19 protein-coding genes are annotated in these 17,098 nt (G+C 50.6%); all 19 read left to right on the top strand.

The features are described from left to right. The first annotated feature begins 4 nt into the window (after nt 1–4). The 19 genes from LKE23_RS10800 (at nt 5) to LKE23_RS10890 (ending at nt 17,052) form a co-directional block, all read left to right on the top strand. Nucleotides 5–943 carry a phage tail domain-containing protein gene (locus LKE23_RS10800; protein ID WP_291977352.1) on the top strand — a complete coding sequence of 313 codons (939 nt, stop codon included), beginning with the start codon at nt 5–7 and terminating at the stop codon, nt 941–943. Continuing rightward, entirely contained in the window at nt 940–3,159 is a 2,220-nt protein-coding gene (locus LKE23_RS10805) for a phage tail protein (RefSeq protein WP_291977353.1), read from the top strand. Before LKE23_RS10800 ends, LKE23_RS10805 begins: the two co-directional genes overlap by 4 nt. Beyond that, complete coding sequence (locus tag LKE23_RS10810) at nt 3,131–6,067, top strand: hypothetical protein (RefSeq protein WP_291977355.1); 2,937 nt, start codon at nt 3,131–3,133, stop codon at nt 6,065–6,067. Before LKE23_RS10805 ends, LKE23_RS10810 begins: the two co-directional genes overlap by 29 nt. Before the next feature lies 1 nt (nt 6,068). Then, nucleotides 6,069–6,479 carry a hypothetical protein gene (locus LKE23_RS10815; protein WP_291977356.1) on the top strand — a complete coding sequence of 137 codons (411 nt, stop codon included), beginning with the start codon at nt 6,069–6,071 and terminating at the stop codon, nt 6,477–6,479. Beyond that, nucleotides 6,469–6,603, top strand: coding sequence for a hypothetical protein (locus tag LKE23_RS10820; RefSeq protein ID WP_291977357.1), 135 nt, complete (start codon nt 6,469–6,471; stop codon nt 6,601–6,603). The genes LKE23_RS10815 and LKE23_RS10820 overlap by 11 nt, the downstream gene beginning before the upstream one ends. 4 nt (nt 6,604–6,607) lie before the next feature. Further along, on the top strand, nt 6,608–8,515 hold the full coding sequence (locus LKE23_RS10825; protein ID WP_291977359.1) for a GDSL-type esterase/lipase family protein: 1,908 nt from the start codon (nt 6,608–6,610) through the stop codon (nt 8,513–8,515). 14 nt (nt 8,516–8,529) lie between these two features. Continuing rightward, nucleotides 8,530–9,630 carry a BppU family phage baseplate upper protein gene (locus LKE23_RS10830; RefSeq protein ID WP_291977360.1) on the top strand — a complete coding sequence of 367 codons (1,101 nt, stop codon included), beginning with the start codon at nt 8,530–8,532 and terminating at the stop codon, nt 9,628–9,630. A gap of 12 nt (nt 9,631–9,642) precedes the next feature. After that, complete coding sequence (locus LKE23_RS10835; RefSeq protein ID WP_291977361.1) at nt 9,643–10,248, top strand: hypothetical protein; 606 nt, start codon at nt 9,643–9,645, stop codon at nt 10,246–10,248. After that, nucleotides 10,248–10,394 carry an XkdX family protein gene (locus LKE23_RS10840; RefSeq protein WP_291977362.1) on the top strand — a complete coding sequence of 49 codons (147 nt, stop codon included), beginning with the start codon at nt 10,248–10,250 and terminating at the stop codon, nt 10,392–10,394. The genes LKE23_RS10835 and LKE23_RS10840 overlap by 1 nt, the downstream gene beginning before the upstream one ends. 114 nt (nt 10,395–10,508) lie before the next feature. Continuing rightward, nucleotides 10,509–11,816: a hypothetical protein gene (locus LKE23_RS10845; RefSeq protein ID WP_291977363.1), complete on the top strand. Its 1,308-nt coding sequence runs from the start codon at nt 10,509–10,511 to the stop codon at nt 11,814–11,816. Nucleotides 11,817–11,827: 11 nt separating this feature from the next. Then, the gene (locus LKE23_RS10850) at nt 11,828–12,466 is read left to right on the top strand and encodes a hypothetical protein (RefSeq protein ID WP_291977364.1); all 639 of its coding nucleotides are present in this window, start codon (nt 11,828–11,830) and stop codon (nt 12,464–12,466) included. After that, nucleotides 12,450–12,995, top strand: coding sequence for a collagen-like protein (locus LKE23_RS10855; RefSeq protein WP_291977368.1), 546 nt, complete (start codon nt 12,450–12,452; stop codon nt 12,993–12,995). The genes LKE23_RS10850 and LKE23_RS10855 overlap by 17 nt, the downstream gene beginning before the upstream one ends. A 12-nt stretch (nt 12,996–13,007) precedes the next feature. Further along, nucleotides 13,008–13,175: a hypothetical protein gene (locus LKE23_RS10860; protein WP_291977369.1), complete on the top strand. Its 168-nt coding sequence runs from the start codon at nt 13,008–13,010 to the stop codon at nt 13,173–13,175. A 32-nt stretch (nt 13,176–13,207) separates the two neighbouring features. Next, complete coding sequence (locus LKE23_RS10865; protein ID WP_291977370.1) at nt 13,208–13,846, top strand: hypothetical protein; 639 nt, start codon at nt 13,208–13,210, stop codon at nt 13,844–13,846. A 16-nt stretch (nt 13,847–13,862) separates the two neighbouring features. Then, complete coding sequence (locus tag LKE23_RS10870) at nt 13,863–14,117, top strand: hypothetical protein (protein ID WP_291977371.1); 255 nt, start codon at nt 13,863–13,865, stop codon at nt 14,115–14,117. Between the two features lie 518 nt (nt 14,118–14,635). After that, the gene (locus LKE23_RS10875) at nt 14,636–15,022 is read left to right on the top strand and encodes a hypothetical protein (protein ID WP_291977372.1); all 387 of its coding nucleotides are present in this window, start codon (nt 14,636–14,638) and stop codon (nt 15,020–15,022) included. Further along, a complete protein-coding gene (locus tag LKE23_RS10880) occupies nt 15,019–15,438 on the top strand; it encodes a hypothetical protein (RefSeq protein ID WP_291977374.1) in 420 nt (139 codons plus the stop codon). Before LKE23_RS10875 ends, LKE23_RS10880 begins: the two co-directional genes overlap by 4 nt. After that, on the top strand, nt 15,413–15,892 hold the full coding sequence (locus LKE23_RS10885; RefSeq protein ID WP_291977375.1) for a phage holin, LLH family: 480 nt from the start codon (nt 15,413–15,415) through the stop codon (nt 15,890–15,892). Before LKE23_RS10880 ends, LKE23_RS10885 begins: the two co-directional genes overlap by 26 nt. Then, nucleotides 15,892–17,052, top strand: a complete 1,161-nt coding sequence (locus LKE23_RS10890) for a GH25 family lysozyme (protein WP_291977377.1) — start codon at nt 15,892–15,894, stop codon at nt 17,050–17,052. The genes LKE23_RS10885 and LKE23_RS10890 overlap by 1 nt, the downstream gene beginning before the upstream one ends. Nucleotides 17,053–17,098: the final 46 nt, after the last annotated feature.

Below are 17,098 nucleotides of genomic sequence, written 5' to 3' on the forward strand. Positions count from 1 at the left end.
CAGGATGCTCCAAGTTTTTTCTCAGCGAAAAGATAAACCACATGCTTACCGATTTGGCGAATATCAGAATCAGTTAGCTTTTGACCCGATTGAATTTTCAATCTCAACTGATGGTAAGTCTTGGCATAGTGCATTCGACGAGCCGGACCTTGAGGGCGTCTATTGCTACAAGGCTCCAGACGTTCAGCCAGCCAATCCATCAGACAATCTCCGAAAAGTTGGTTTGATGGATGGTTCACGCCTGCTGTCAACATCGTATGGTACTCGTGAGCTTAAGATGGAATTCCTCTTTAACGGGATCAATGAAGCAGACGCAATGCTGGCTTATGACGCGCTACAGAGATTCCTGATTTCACGAAAAGCCTACTGGATCTGCTTCTCAAATTGGCCGCAACGTATGTACTATGTGAAGGCCAAGCTAGCAGCACCAACTTTTGCTGGCCAGCGGATCTGGACCTGTGAGGTCACCTTGACCGATCTAATTGGGCTAAGCCGCAGCCTGGACACGTCACTCAACTACGAGAACGCGTTAGGGTGGGGCAATAATCTGCCAATGCAGAAGCTCCACTACACGTTCACAACAAGCAGCTTCACAGTCTACAATCCTGGCGATGTGATGATTGACCCTGAGCGTCGCGGGCACCCTCTCAAGATAACTTTGCAAGGGTCGTCTAGCGGCAACATGAAGATTACCAATCAGACGACTGGCGACGTTTTCACCCGTAAGGGGACTGTCGGAGCTTCTGACAATAAGCCGATGAAAGGCTCAGCCTTTAGCGGAACATATATCATTGACGGAATCCGGCCAACACTTGACGGCAAGCCAGATGACATGTTCACCGACCGTGGTGTCATCACACTGCAGATCGGTAGTAATAGCTTCCAGATCGAAAATTTCAGTGGCACGATCAGTTTCGACTTTCCGGAATGGTGGTTATCATGACAGCGCACAATTATGTGATGGTCACTGACCAACTGACAGGAGTTATCGGTGATCATGGTGAACGAATTGACTGGCAGGATCTTAACAAGTCCTTCAAGGTCAACATGCAGGTCAGCACCGCTTATGAGATCAGCTTTACGCTGACCTACACCAAGCAGTATGCAGCTGTATACAATCTGGCCCAGGAGAAGCGTGAAGTGCTCTATAACGATGAATACTACGTGATTCAGCAGATTGAAAGCCTGAACGATGAAAACGGCATGGCTACTCTTCAAGTTACCGCCAATCATTGGACGATTGATGCAATGAAAAGCATCCGCATTGACACGACCCCGCCGACTGAAAGCAATCCTGAAACCAGTGGTGGCTCCAGTAGCGACACTGGCGATAGTGGTGACCCACAGCCGGGTGTAGTGGTCAAGCGAACCGACGAGCAGCAGACGTATACGCTACAGAACCGGCTGGACCATTTCTTCAGCGGAAATAGTGCAGGGCTCAAGTACGAGCTACATGGGGACTTCCCACAAGCTGCCGTTGAGTGCACTGGGTCTTTATATGAGTGGCTGGGTAACAATCTCAAATTGTTTGGCGGGTACTGGGTGCCACGCTATAACGTTATCGAAGTCTACGACCTTGCACATTTCAAAAAGCCCACTGGTAAGACACTTTACTACCTGCACGATATGACCGGCGTTGACATTCAGTCGGACGCCAACGATCTGGTCAATGACTGCTGGGTCTACGGCGGCAAGATGGAGAAGGACATCACGTCTGTGCTTGGCGCTGGTGGACAGACCAACGGGGTTACTGAGCCGGTTAATGGTGACTGGACACCCGTCATGCAGAATGCTGCTTCGCTGGTCGGTGAAAAGCTATCTAGTGGTGACATCGCAAACATCAAGAACCGGATCAGGGTTGAGTCTGGCGGCCGCGAGACTGTGGTCAACAATTGGGATAGCAACGCGGCGGCTGGTCACCCTTCAAAGGGACTGCTTCAGTTCATCGACAACACCTTCAACTACTATTGCCGGCCACCATACACGAACATCATGAAGGGGCTGGATCAGCTTATTGCTATGATGAATATCCCGAATTGGCGGCAGCAGATTGCTGGTAATTCTGGCTGGTCCCCACATGGGGCGCCAATCAGTAAGGCCACTATCACTATCCAGCAGTCGGACAACTCATGGGGTTGGCCATTTCCAAGCGGGGAAGGCCATTTCATGCAAGCTCAGCTCTTCGGCTACGACGGTGGCTATCGGCAGAATAGCTTCCACGATGGTCTGGACTTCGGGTCCATTGATCACCCTGGCAGCCAAGTACACGCTATTCATGGCGGCCGGTGCACGATCAGCCGTGCCTGGGGCAACGGTGGTATCAACTGGTACTGCGTGATCCAGGATAGCTCTGGCTTGAATGTGGAATATCAGGAAGCCTTCGGGTCTGCTGGTAACATCACAGTTAACGTCGGTGACGTCGTCAAGACTGGCGATGTGATCGGCTACCGGACTACGAACCACCTGCACGTCGGGATCACCCGTGCTTCAATTCCAGGGGCCTTTGCCCACGCTTTTAGCAATGATGGCACTTGGCTAGACCCGCTGGCGGCGATCAAGAACGGGACCGCTGGTGGTAGTACACCGACGGATAGTAGTGGCGATACAACAACGTCAACCACTAGTGAAGTGTACTACTCACTGGTCTATCACTTTGAAGACCAGGACAGCATCAAAAAGTACGGCCGTCATCGTGGCCAGATTCTTACAGTCGACAGCATCTACGACATGGATGCCTTGAAGACCTACACATGGAACACGGTCCAGCATGATCCCAACACGACGTTGACGATCAGCGGCTATCGTGGCGATGCAGAACTGGGCCAAGTTGTGCATTTGATTGTCCCAGAACGTCGGCTTGATACGGACGTTACACTAGTCGGTTATGAAGGCAATGATGACTACTTCGATCCCAATGGTGAGAAGACGGTCACCTTCAACAATACCGGCCTGGCACTCAAGGATGTCAATGAAGCTATTCGTCAGGACATTAAAGACATCAACACGAGCGCTAGTTCATTAGACTACTACGGAGCTCTGGGAGCCCGGCAAGAAGACCATTGGGCTAATCTGCGTTTTTCACCAAACCAGGTTAAGAGCATGTCAGATATGATGAAAGGGGTGAATAGCAGTGGCGGATCAAACAACTCCAAGCAGTGAGTTCCCAGAAATACAGCCAACTGAGCCAACTAGTAGTACAGCCTACATCCAGCCGGTCATCGGTAAGATGGGCTGGGACACGCGACCAGAGTACAAGGGTCTGTTTGGCTTGGGAACATCGCCAAACAATGGGGTGGACTTCCATGTCTTCCTGTCATTTGACGGCATCAACTTCGACTCGGATGACATCGATAACATCTGGGAGAAAGGCGCTAAGGATCGCGTGAAGAAGGAAGTTGACTCGGCCACTGCTGAGATCCCCAAAGCCATCTCAGCTGCTAACGACGCGGTCAAACGCGCTGACACTGCGGTTGAGAACAGCAAGGCCAACTCCGACGCGATCAAGGCAATGGCTGAAGCCAACGCCGAGATCCGCTCAGACGCGGCCCAAGCAATGAAAGACGCCCAGTCAGCGGCGGCAGATGTGGCTAATCAGCAGTCAGCAATCAGTGCTGCTGTCAGTGAGGCTCAGAGCAGTGTTTCAGCTGCCCAAGCCGCCGTTGATCAGGCCTCTAAGCAGATGTCTTCTGACGTGGCTGAGGCGGTCAAGAGCGCTACAGCGGCTGTTGATGACGTTAAGGTGCAGGTTGCTGCCAACTCGGCGGCAATCATTAAGACCAACAACTCCATCGAGCTGCAAAGCCGGTCAACTAGCAACGCTATCTCAACGCTCAAGGCGGCTCAAGGCAGTATGCAGGCAATCGCAATGGACGCCAAGTCCAACGCCATTGTTGCTACACAGACAGCCAGTGCGGCTAGCGTGGTGGCCAGCGATGCCAAGAGCAACGTCACAGTCGCCATGCAGACGGCGAGTGAAGCTTCAATCGCCGCTAGTGATGCCAAAGGCGACGCCGCTAAGGCGGTGCTTACTGCGTCCGGAGCGGCAATCACTGCATCTAACGCCAACAGTCAAGCTTTGCAAGCAACAGTGACGGCATCTGGTGCGGCCTTAACCGCCACCAACGCCTCTAGCCAAGCATTGCAGGTATCGGCGGCGGCTGACAAGCTCTCAGCCAAGCTGACGCAAGTGGAGAGCGACACCAGCGGCAAGATCACTACCGCTACATCGGCGGCAATGGAAGCCACGTCGAAGAGCATCATGACCCAGGTCGAGAAGGACATCACCGACAAGACCAACGGCCTGTCGGAGCAGTTTAAGACGCAGATCAAGCAGCTGTCCGACGGGATCGACATCGGGTCAGTCAAGAAGAGCATTGATGCCCTCAACAAGACGTCCAAGACCCAAGCAGCCGACATCAAGACCAACGCCGACGCAATTGCACTAGCGGCTAAGCAGACCGATGTGGACCTGCTCAATAACCGGGTTACGAGCCAAGAAGCAACGATCAAGACGCTTCCTGACTCAATCACGAACACGGTCACCAAGCGAGTCACGGATCACGTCGATCAGGCCGGCTATGCTAAAACTACTGACGTCCAGTCACGGATCCAGCAAGAAGCCGACCACATCAGCCAGACCATCACCCAAGCCACCACTACGGCAGACGGTAAGACGATCGTTGATGCCATGCAGTCGGTCACCAAGTCAATCGACGGGGTGACTTCCGCCGTGCTCAACGCGGACGGGTCATCGAAGATCACCCAGCTATCGGATGCCATTCAGCTCCAGCTACAGGGCAAGTCGCTGTGCACGGACATTCCCGACCTCCAGACTTGGACGGGTAAGGAAAACGAATGGCTACCGATCGCCAACCTGCACGATATCAACACGGTCACTGCCGGTACGAAGGTCACGCTGAGCTTTGATTACGTAGCCACTGGATCAGTCAGCCTGCTTCCACAGTTCAACAGCGACCCCTGGATTCCATGGGGTGACATCAATTCGGGAAGCGTCCACACTGACGGCTTCAAGAAGGAGCACTACTATAAGGTGATCACCGTAGCTGACGACTCATGGCAAAATAGCCAAGCGACTCAGCTCTGCTTGCGTTGTGACGGCTTCAAGGGAAGCATCAGCGTATCTAACCTTCGCTTGGTTGCCGGTGATGACGTCCAGAGCAAGATCGATATGCTGAGCAATAGCATCAGTCTGCGGGTAGCCAAGGGCGATGTAATCAGCCAGATCAATCAAGAAGCTGGTGGGCCAACACTGATCAGTGTTGACGACGGCAAAGGTAAACTTTACCTAGACGCAGATTCAACGATGTTCAGCGGGAAAGCCTTTATCCCAGACGCTGCAATCACCAATTTAAATGGAGACAAAATTACAGCCGGCCACATTTCCGTTCCGATGCAGGATGATAATGGAAACACAATTACTCTTGGTAATGGTGGTATAAATATAGCTTCAGCACTATCTACTGATTCTGATGGCGGTAAAACTGGTTTTTCACTGAATTTGAGTTCTTCAGGGCTTAAATTTATTAACCATCGCGAGGACAACGAGGCCAATAATGACTATCGTTTTCTCCAAATAACTCCGGGAGTTCTTCACGATTGGACCGGTACTACAGATCAAGTTACTAAGCCATCCGGTCTGATCATTAGGGTCCCAACGGACTATAGTAGCCAACTTGGCCCAACGAGCCCAGGTGGATTTCTGGCCATCGGGAGCGATGTAACCGGAACAGTTGGCAGCGATGACAAACAAATTGCAATTGCCTATGTTAATAAAAAAATTAACGGCTGGGAAGAGGGCCTCAACATCCATACAGTGGTTTACATTAAACCATATGGAGTAACCGATAATGGCCTTCGGACCGGCTGGGTGTCTTTTTCTAACTGGGATAATGGAGAAAGATACCCTGCAATTGTTAACAATCAAGGCCCAATGGGTGGGATTGCTTTTCCAAGATCATCGAAGGTGACACTCTTCGACTCGTATGGTCAAGCATTCTGGCCTACTCAAAACCAATTCAATACCAAGGACTTCCAATGGGGATGGTAGCGTGAAAAAAACAGTACTACTAAGTGATGATGTAAAAGACAGCAATGGAAACGTTTTCGCCGCAATGCGAGTTGCACTGGAAGGTGACGGTTCAACACCAAATGTGATGACGCATGATGTGATCGCTGGTTATGACGATAATGGCAAACCAATCTCACAAGATGTCGACGCGACTGCACTTAAAAATAGTCAGCAAGCCTTTATGGCCGAAGCTATAAAGGTGCAAAAGTCTCTCACTGAAGAGAATGGCGGCGATCCGTCTAAGGTCAATATCATAGGTGCCGAGAAAGATATGAAGCTCAAACCAACTGCGCAGCAAACGATGACAGCAGCAATGATGAAGGATGTAGCCACGCTCAAGATCCAAGTTGCACAACTGCAGAAGAAGGAGGAATCAACCAATGGAAATTAATAAACGTGAAGCTAAGCTGGCCAACGAGCTGGCCATCAAAGACATTCAGATCGCCGACTTACAAGTTAAGAACGAAGAACTAAGCGCTCAGCTAGAAGCACTGAAGGCAAATAAGAAGAAGTGATCGTATGGCAAGTATCTTAGTCTTCGGTGACTCGATTATGGCCGGATGGAACGGCAAAGAACGAGTTACAGAAACAGTTCCTCGGCAGATAGGGGAGATACTTGGCGCAACGGTCACCAATTTGGCGGTTGATGGGACTCGGATTCATTCTGGCGGCCAAAGCCTTGAACAGCTTGTTGGAACTACTGATATGTCAGGCTATGACTTGGTGATGCTTGGTTACGGTACCAATGACTGGGGATACCAAGACGAGTCGCTTGACGATATGCGTCACGGGCTAGACTTCTTTAAGCAGAAACTCCAAGGCGAGAATCCCAATGCCAAGGTCTTCTATGAACTGCCGATGGAGCAGTTCGGGCTCAACTCAACAAGCCTTGATGATAAGAACAACAAGGGGATTAGCCAGAACGACGTGATCAACTTTTTGAAGCAGTACGCGTCCGACAATGGCTGGGGATATTACGATTGGCGATCTGATCCATTGATCACTTATGCTAATCGTATGGAAGCCACCGGTGACAACGGATGGGGCCACCCAACTAACACAGTTATGGCGGAGATGGCTAAACGCTTAGCGGCGGCAATTAAGCCATACCTGAGCGGATCCAATGACAGTGACAGCATCATTGATAAGATGAAGCATTACAAGTATCTTTACTTTGGTTTTGACCCGGCTGGTGAGAATGCAAACGATTTGTGGCGGGCAATTGCTTGCCTTTGTGGATCCAATGACGCGATTCATTGGGACTTAATCGCTCACTTACCACAACTTGGAAACTATGTCCGGGACGGCAACATAGCTGTCTACGATGACTGGTACTACTTGGTTGGGACAACTTTTATGTACCGAACGAAAGACTTCCAAACTTTTGAAGAACTTGATGTCTCATTTCTCAAGAGGGACGGCTATAAAGACATTTGGGCACCTGAATTCTTTACTGATCTTAACGGCAACTGGCACGTTATCTGGTGTGCAAACAACGGTTCGCGCCACGTCTATGTTGCTGATTTTGATCCTGAAATGGGTACTACTACTAATACTTGGCAACAGGTTGACGAAGATGGCGGGATTGACCCCCATATCTGGACGCACAATGGTAAATACTATCTTTGGATTGATGGCTACTGGATGTATGAGTCAGATAGCTATTTAGGGCCGTTTACGGAAGTTAAAACAAACATTCAGCATCCAGGGATTGATTGGACTAATGAAGGCGGAAAATGGAAGCAGACTGGTACTGATTGGTACGAGGGTGAGGCAACTTTACAAGTTGGCGACACCCTCTACTTCTATATGGATTTCATTAATGGCGAGGTCCCGGGCGTTCAGGATTCTGGACACATGGTGGTTCAGTCTTGCAAAGTTGACAATCTTGGTAGCTGGACGGGCCAACAGCGGGTCGTGTCCGACATCAATATGCGGCATGGATCGTTTCTCAATCAAGTGGTGGAGCACAACACTGAACCGGTCAGCAACGTTGACTCGATCACGCTCCAGAAGCTGGACGATTGGACGAAGATCAACACTGTTACCCGATCAAACTACACAATCAGCTTGGGCGGGCTCAATTCCATCTATCGGAAGCTGAGCAAGCTCATGGGCGATGACACCTACACGTCGCTCAAGGCGACCTATAAGAACCCAAGCGCGATGTTTAACCGGGCCAGTTGGCTCTATGTCGTCCACGTGCTAAACCAAATTGAACAAGAAACAAATGAGGCCGTCAGCGTATTCCGCACTAACGACCTCGTTAACTTCAAGACTGGTGAAGAGGTTGAGTATCTTAGCCTGGCCAGCCCAACGAGATTGTTGATCGACGCCAAGTACCAAGACGTCATCAGTCGAGACTGGTCAGCAATTCAAAACAAAATTAATGAGATGCTGGAAATTTTAAAGATTTTCCACATGTAGAAAGGAGATAGAAAATGGCAATCAGAGATTATCTGGTCATTGACATCGCCAAACCGGTGCAAACCTTCGCCAACCTTAGCGACTACTTCCGTGGCCGTGTGGGTGATGCTGAGGCTTACTGCAAATTGTGGATCAAGTTTGGCACCCGGCCGATCGATATGACTAATAAAAAACTGCGCTTTGAAGGTGACGACCCAAACAATACGCCGTTTGTTGATGCTGGCCGGTTTGACGCTGGTGACGATGGTGACATCCAAATGGGTATGATCACCTTCTACTTCCCTAAGGGGATCTTCCAAGTAGAAGGGAAGTGGCAACACGCCTTCTTTAAGTTACAGGACCAGAAGGGGTCTGACATCTCATCGGTCGACCTGGACCTACAAGTGTTGCCAAACAACGTCGAGATGGGAATCAATATTCACGCCTTCGACGGTGATCTGGAAGCGCTGAAGAAGAAGATCAATCAGGCTATCCGGGAGATGAACGCCCAACAGTTGCTCAATCAGATTGAGAGCATGAAGACGACGGTTGGTGCTTACACCGACTTGATCGCTCGGAACCAAATCCTTAACAAGCCCGACACCATCAAGTTGATCAATGACCAGATCGCACAGGAATCGGCCAAACTTGATAGCAAGATGAGTTCGTTGAGTAATCAGCTCAATGGCAGCATGAGCGATCTGCGCAAATCTGTTGATGCTGCCGGCTGGCACTACAAGGGCTTGCACCCGACGCTAATTAACGGAGCTACTGGCTGGATTACTATGGATCTTACTTATAACGATACAGTTTATATCGTCCGCTACTTTGGCTGGATTAAGGTCCCCGGGAATACGTTCTTTATTAATTTCACCACCAATCCTCTAACGCAGTACCTTGATCTAACCAATCATACTATCTATGGCACGATGATGATGGCTGGGGACGGCGATGCGGCTACTAAAGGATATGGCCGGGTTATCGCTGGTGTACAGCCCGACCCTAGTCAGGGCCAGGCTTTAGGTCTCTGGTCGAGCGTTGCGGCACCCTTGAATGGGATCAACAACAGTAGCACTTATCAAGGCTTGCTCAACTTGATGATCATGGGCCCACGCTGGGAGCTTCATAACGTCTAGGAGGTGAACTGGATGAATAATAACGAGGTACAGATTTGGTACTACGATGTGGCCCAAAATGGCATATACACAGGGACTGATCTAGTCCCCGCCAATCACGTCGTCAAGGCTGGTGAAACCTTCATTCGACCAGAAGATGGCCTAAACTGGCCGTTTTACTTCGTAGCAGATAAGCAACGCTGGATCGGAACGCCTGATGATCAGTGGGTCAATCCGCGTGCTGAGAAAGTACGGCCGGACTTGCGGCAACGAGCTATGGCTTCCCTGATGAAGGAAGTGGCCGACATGAAGACCGACCAGAGCCAAGCTAAGCTCAACGTTGGCTTTATGAAGCAGGTCGCCCAGCTGTCGATCACTAATGCCACTCAGGACAAGCTCAATGCTTCCCTGATGAAGCAAGTCGCTCAGGACAAGCTCGACAAGGCTACCCAAGCGAAGGTTAACGCTGATGCTATGAAGGATATCGCGGCCCTGAAGATCCAGGTCAAGCAGCTAGCAGCACCGGATCCGCAGCCAAGCGAGAGTACAAGTGAATCACTAAGTACTTCACTGAGCGCCAGCACATCGCTGAGCGAGTCATTAAGCACGTCACAATCACTGGAAGGAGATAACCAATAATGTTTGATATCTACAAGAGTTACTACGAAATGGGTCTCTTCACTAAGGCCGACATGGACAACTTCGTACTCGCCGGCATGCTGAGTGCCGAAGATGAAGCCAAGATCGTCACGCCAGCTAAGGAAGAAGCAACTGCTCAAGCCTAGCTAGTACGTCACTGAGTCGCCACTGAAAGTTAACAGTACAATTATCATGAGCCTGCAGGTCGTCCCTGTGGGCTTTTGTTTTGGGCGGCTTTGCCACACAGAAAGGAGAAGGATATGCGTAGTCTTACTTTACAAGACGGCAACTGGAGCCAGTGGAAGTTCGGCGATACCGATGCAGTAATGACCTTCGACGCCCGAACGGACGGCAACGTGCCTGACTTCGCTGACTCCGTGCTGACCTTCCACCTGGCCCTGGCCACGAACGACAAGGAAAAGCCGGGTGACTACGAAGCCAGTGCGCCCGGCTATGTCGACACCACCGGCAAGCTGGCCCAGCTGCACACGTCTGACCTGACGAGCCTGGAGCCAGCCACCTATGCCGTTGAACTTTGGTTGACTGACAAGACCACTCAGAAGGTCAGCGTCTACCCGTCGGATGGATTCGTCTTCTTCACGATTGACGAGAACACCATGCACGTCAGTGACATCACCAACATCTCAACCAAGACCATCCAAGCGGTCTACGACGAGTTGCTGCAGAAGATCAACGCCTTCAAGACGGGGGTCCCTGGTAAGGATGGCCAGACGCCAAAGCTGAAAGCCGGTACGGTCACCAAGCTTGATCCTAGTGTCCAGCCAACCTACACATTGACACCGGACGCAACGGACCCGAACACGTATGTTATCGACTTCGGGATCCCGGCCGGTCAGCAAGGGCAACCCGGCAAAGACGGAAAGAGTGCTATCCAGCCGATCTTCAACATTGCCAAGACGGATACTTTGCAACCTGGTGCTTCAGCTACTGTCTCCGTTCAGGCCAGCACGGACCTGTCCAACTTCGACTTCACATTTGGAATCCCAACGGGGCCAACTGGCCCAGCTGGTAAGGACTTCCATCTAGCTAAGACCTACAAGTCGATCAAAGAGATGAATGATAGTAAAGGTGACGGGCTAGTCACCGGCGATTACGTCATGATTTCTTCAGACGTCAACGACGAAGATAACGGGAAACTTTACTTCTTTGATGGCACAGTCTTTGCTCTCAAGGCAGATCTGTCGGGCCCACAAGGCGCAACGGGTGTGGCTCCGGAATTCTCCAGCATCAAAGCGACTCGCTTAGCGGCGGACGCCGAACCAACTGCCACAATCAGCAAAGCTGAGAACGGGACCTACATCGCAACGTTTGGTATTCCGTCGGCAGTTAATGACACGGAGAAGCAAACGATTGCCGACCTTCAGAAGACAGTCAAGGAACTGTCCGACCAGGTCAAAGCATTAACGTCTGGGCAGAAGTCGGATCAGCCGGCTAAGAGCGACACCCCTGCTTCAAGTGCTAGCTCGGCTGGGAGCACCACCCCTGTAGCACCAACTAGCAGTGCATCGGCGTCTAGTGCCCAACCTGCTGCTAGCACGGCCGGTTAAGGGGTGATCGGATGAATGATGTACAAGTGATTGACACGCTTATCCAGAAGCGCACTGAAGGGGTACAGCGGTATCGTTTCAGCCTGATCCAGGATGACGTGGCAGCCATGCCGGACGACCGTTGCACATACACGGCTACCCTAGCGACTGAAGAGAGCCTGATCAAGAAGGTTGACATGAAGATCGTACAGGGAAGCCTGGTGCAGTTCGATTCTGACCAGATCGCGGACGTGCCAGCTGGTGTCTACCGGCTAGAAATCTGGGAGACAGTCAATGACGCGATCCATGCGATCTTCCCATCTGACCGGGTGCTCAAGTTCCGGGTCCTGGAAAACACGATGGATCTGCCACAAGGCACCATCAGTTCACTGACTCTCGACCAGTTTGAGAAGCGATTCGACGACCTGGCCAAGAAGTTCAGTACTGGTTCCTTTGAAGCCCCGCGCTTCACAGTGGGCAAGACGGTAACGGCCGAACCCGGCCAACCGGCAACAGTGGAAATGATTACTAGTGAGGATGGATCAGTGGTTACCGTCAATTATTCAATCCCGAAAGGAGAAAAGGGCGACACGTGGGAACCATATGTTGCTGAAGACGGCCACTGGCACATTAGATTAAAGGAGGACAAGAAACATGGCACTTCAAACTGATATTGATTTGGGCGTACTTGCACGAGGACCCAAAGGTGAAACTGGGGCAACGGGTCCCCAAGGCCCTGCCGGTAAAGATGGGGCCCAAGGGCCAGAAGGCCCACGGGGACAGCAAGGCGATCGCGGCCCACAAGGTGAACAAGGCCCAGCAGGTAAGGGCTTCTCAATCACGAAGACCTACCCAAGCGTCGCTGCTATGAACGCTGGATTCGCAACCGACCTGACCGACGGCGATTTCTGCATCATTGCAAGCTCAGCCACTGACCCAACTACTGATCCGGACAACGCCAAACTCTATGTTCGTGCCGGTGACTCTATCAAGCTGGTCACGGATATGTCTGGTGCCCAAGGTATGAAGGGTGATCAAGGCCCACAAGGCCCTAAGGGTGACCAAGGCCAGGCTGGTGCTGAAGGTAAGCAGGGCCCACAAGGTGAGCGTGGGGCTACCGGCTTCACTTACCAGCCATACATCGCCGATGACGGCAATTGGCACGTTAAACTGGTTAATCCTGACGACTCTATTAATTAAGGCGGTAGTCATATGGCTGATAAAAACTTACCCAGCGACATTGATTTAGGCGTACCAGCTCGTGGCCCGGCCGGTAAAGATGGTAAAAGCCCGGTACGTGGACAGGACTACTGGACTCAAGCCGACCAAGACGCTATCAAGCAGTGGATCGAAGACGCAATTCTTAATGGTAAATGGTGATTTTAAAGTTTTTATATAAAGGTGGATAACATATGCAAACGAACACGTATAATGCTATTGTTCATTATTACCCTAGCGATAATCCTCCGGATTATTGGGGATTTCTATATTTACAATCAGCCATTAGCAAGGGGACATCGGTTAATATTATATTTGAATTTCCTTTTGAAATAACTGGTATTAGTTATGTTGAAGGCGAAGATAGCAACGGCCATGATCAAGTGCTACCGAATTCTGATATTAAAATTAGTGGAAGTAGAATAACTTGGAATGGTCTAACTACTCAGGACTGGGATAATATATATATTGATGTGTATGGGCCTAACACAGGAAGTACAACTCCGACCATGACTAAATGTCTTGTTACTATAACAACTGGAACAACTAAGGTATCTTTAAATGACCAATTTTCTGATATTGCAGGTGCTTATACATGCTTAGCTGATGCTTATAGAACGTATTTTAAAACTACCAATAAATATTCAATTGACGATATGATTGCAGCTTTGAGTGGGTCTTCTTCTGGCGGTCAAACAGGTGGGTATACAGGAACAGATTTAGATTCAAAGATGAAGACATTAGCTGATAAAAGTCGTAGTTATTTTAATACAACTGGTAGTTTATCTATTAAGGATATGATTCATCTTTTTGAAAAGAAATTAAATTCTTAAGGTGGTAGCACGACAGGTGAATCTACTGTTGGTGGTTTTACCCAATCAGTTTCTAGTGCTACTCAACCAATACAACCAGTGGCCAACTCCGTTACTGAAGGGACCTGATGATCCAAAGTACGGTGAAGGCAAGCATATAGACTACTGGTTCGACCCATTCCAAGGCCCATCAATGCCAGTTCTTGACGGTGAGGCAGAACAAACCTTTGTCGCACATGATATTAAAGTAGAAAGCCAGCAGGACGGAACCCTGCTGGTAAATGCAAAATAGAAGGTAAGGAGATGGAAATTCTCCTTTCAAAATTTAACCGTGACCCGGGCCTGCGTGGAAAGCTGTGCCACGTGCCTCCTCTAACAAAGACGGTATAACAATTTATATAGCTGGGTACAAACTAGAAGAAGGTAGTGTAGCTACTCCATGGACACCAGCACTAGAAGACGTAGGGGTCAAATAGCCTTAAAGCGCTAGAAGAACAGACACAAGACATTAAATAATAAAAAAGAATGGAGGCGAAATCGCCTCTCAAGTTAACGAGCCCGATTGCTTTGATGGGCAAAGGTCGGTCATTCACATTCCGCTGAAAATTGGTGTCGAGTCTACTCAAGACCTGACGCTATCTAAAACCGAACTTACGGGTGGAAACTTGAATTTATACATCATCTGCCAGAGTGCAAGCACGGTTCAGATTGATGTATCTAAGAGCTATATCGAGATTGTAACTGAAGAAAATTAACCAGCCTGACTAGAGTAATCTAGCCGGGCTTTATCTATAGAAAGGGGGCGAGGCGATGCATCGACACGCACAGCAAGCGATTAACGGTTTCGAGACCTTCGTCGTGGGCATCTTCATGCTCTTTCAGCACACGTGGATCCGTGACGACCCACACAGTCCAGTGATGCACACCGTCCACCATTTTGCTGACCCCTACTGGGTCGCAATCTTCATCACGGCTGGCGTCATTGCAATCGCCGTGAGCTTTATCCCTAGCGCCAAATGGGCCCATTATGCAGTTAATCTGCTCTTGGGCGCCTGTTGGGCGGCGTACTTCGTAGCCTTCGTGCTTCAGGACCTGCACTTTGGCCCAGGAGTACATCTGGGGACGATCTTGTCAGCGTTTGTTTTCATTCACGTCTTGTATGACGCCTACGCTACAGGAAGAAGGGACCGGTCATGAATCAGCACATCTGGGAAGTTATCGGTGCCTTCATTGGTGGCGGTGGACTGACGACACTCTTCACCTATCTGGGGAAACGCGATAGCAACGATCTGGAGAGCGAGAAGGTCTATGCCCACTACAGCAGTCAGCTGGTCAATCGCGAGTCAAAACTAGCCGAAGAGCGGGACAAACTCTATACACAGGTGGTCAACCTGCAGAGTCAGGTCCGCGCACTCAAGCAGTCCAACGAAGAGCTGACGCTCTCCAACAAGGCGCTCAAGAAGCAGGTGGAGGAGCTGACCACCAGTAACCGGCAGATGGAACGGCAGCTTGGTCGTATGAACGAGCGATTAGATCAGCTGACTCGCGCTGAAGAAAAAGAGCTCAAATACGAGGAAGGTAAGAAAAATGAAAACAGCAAACACGATCATTAACTGGATCATCCAATCGGGAGCCATCGTATGGCTCTTTTATTTTGCCCTCGCGATCGGGAAACCCTGGGTAGAAGGCAAAGTTAAGACCGCCAAGACGACTCAGCAGAAGGAAGCCTGGACGCTTCTGGAGCAGGTCGCCATGACGGCCGTCAACTCACTAGTTGGCTCTGACAAGGACGGCGACAAGAAGTTCGTCGAAGCCTCCACCCAGACGCAAGCCTACCTGGAGAACCACGGGATCGACATCGACATGCACGCTGTGCAAGCAGCAGTTCAAGCTGCGTACGAGAAGTCGCCCCTGACGGGCCAACAGAATACCGAATCAACGGTTACTACAAGCACTGATGGGGTCACTACTAGCATTACAAAGCATGACGAAAAAGACCCGGTCCTGGAAGCTATCAAGACGGCTCCAAACCGGGCTAATGATCTGGCGGAAGAAGGTGAGAAGTAATGGCACTATATACTGTAGACGTGTACTCTGGCTCCAGTGATAGCATCATCCGTGATAGTCACGCCCAAGGCGTTATCGTCAAGGCCACCCAAGGTACAGGCTACGTCAATCCGCGCTGCAACCATCAGTGGGATCTGGCTGGGCAGTTGGATAAGCTGCGGGGTCTGTACCACTATGCCGGTGGTGGCAATCCGGTCAGCGAAGCCCAGTACTTCATCAACAATATCAAGAACTATGTTGGGCAAGGGATCCTTATCTTAGACTGGGAGTCCTACCAGAACGCCAGCTGGGGCAATACCTCATGGGCCCGGCAGTTCGTCAACGAGGTGCACCGCCTGACTGGTGTCTGGCCACTCATCTACGTGCAGGAGTCAGCTCTTGGCCAGGTCGCCAACTGTGCTTCTGATTGCGGTGTGTGGGTGGCCAAGTATGCCTCCATGAACTGGAATAGCTGGGCTGTGCCGAACATGAGTGTCAGCTCTGGAGCCTTCAAGGCTCTAACCGGCTGGCAGTTCACTGGCGGTGACATGGACCGGTCAATTTTCTACATCGACACCACCGCCTGGAAGAAGATCGCCAACCCATCTGCCACAAGCAATGGTTGGCAAGGCAACGGCAACAGCTGGCAGTACCTGGAGAACGGCATGCCGGTCAAGAACGACTGGCGCAAAATTGGTGGCCAATGGTACTATCTCGACGCTAACGGCAACACGTTGGCCGGCTGGCAGAAGATCAAAGACCACTGGTACTACTTCAACACCAATCACAACGGCGCTTATGGTGCCGCTCTAACTGGCTGGCAAAAGATCAACGATCGCTGGTACTACATGGATCCGACGAACGCTTGGTGTCTGTCTGGCTGGCAAACCATCAACGGCAAGAAGTACTACTTCGACCCGGACAATGTTTGGATGGTGACCGGGCCACAGACTATCGACGGCAAGCAGTACCTGTTTGATGACAACGGTGCACTGACGGAGCAGAAGCCGATCCCGGATCAGCCTAAGCCACAGCCGACACAACCGACCAGTCCTAAGCCAGCGAGCGCTACTACTAAGCTATCGGATGCTGACAAGCAAGCCATCGAGACTGATCTCAAGGCCTATGTACAGGATGAGATCAAAAACATGGCTTCGAAACTAAAAGTTACATTTGAATAAAAGAACGAAGGAGGTGAACTCCTCCTCGTGTTAACACTAGCCCGAC

Origin of the sequence: Limosilactobacillus sp., assembly GCF_022482365.1 — a bacterium.
Lineage (GTDB): Bacteria > Bacillota > Bacilli > Lactobacillales > Lactobacillaceae > Limosilactobacillus.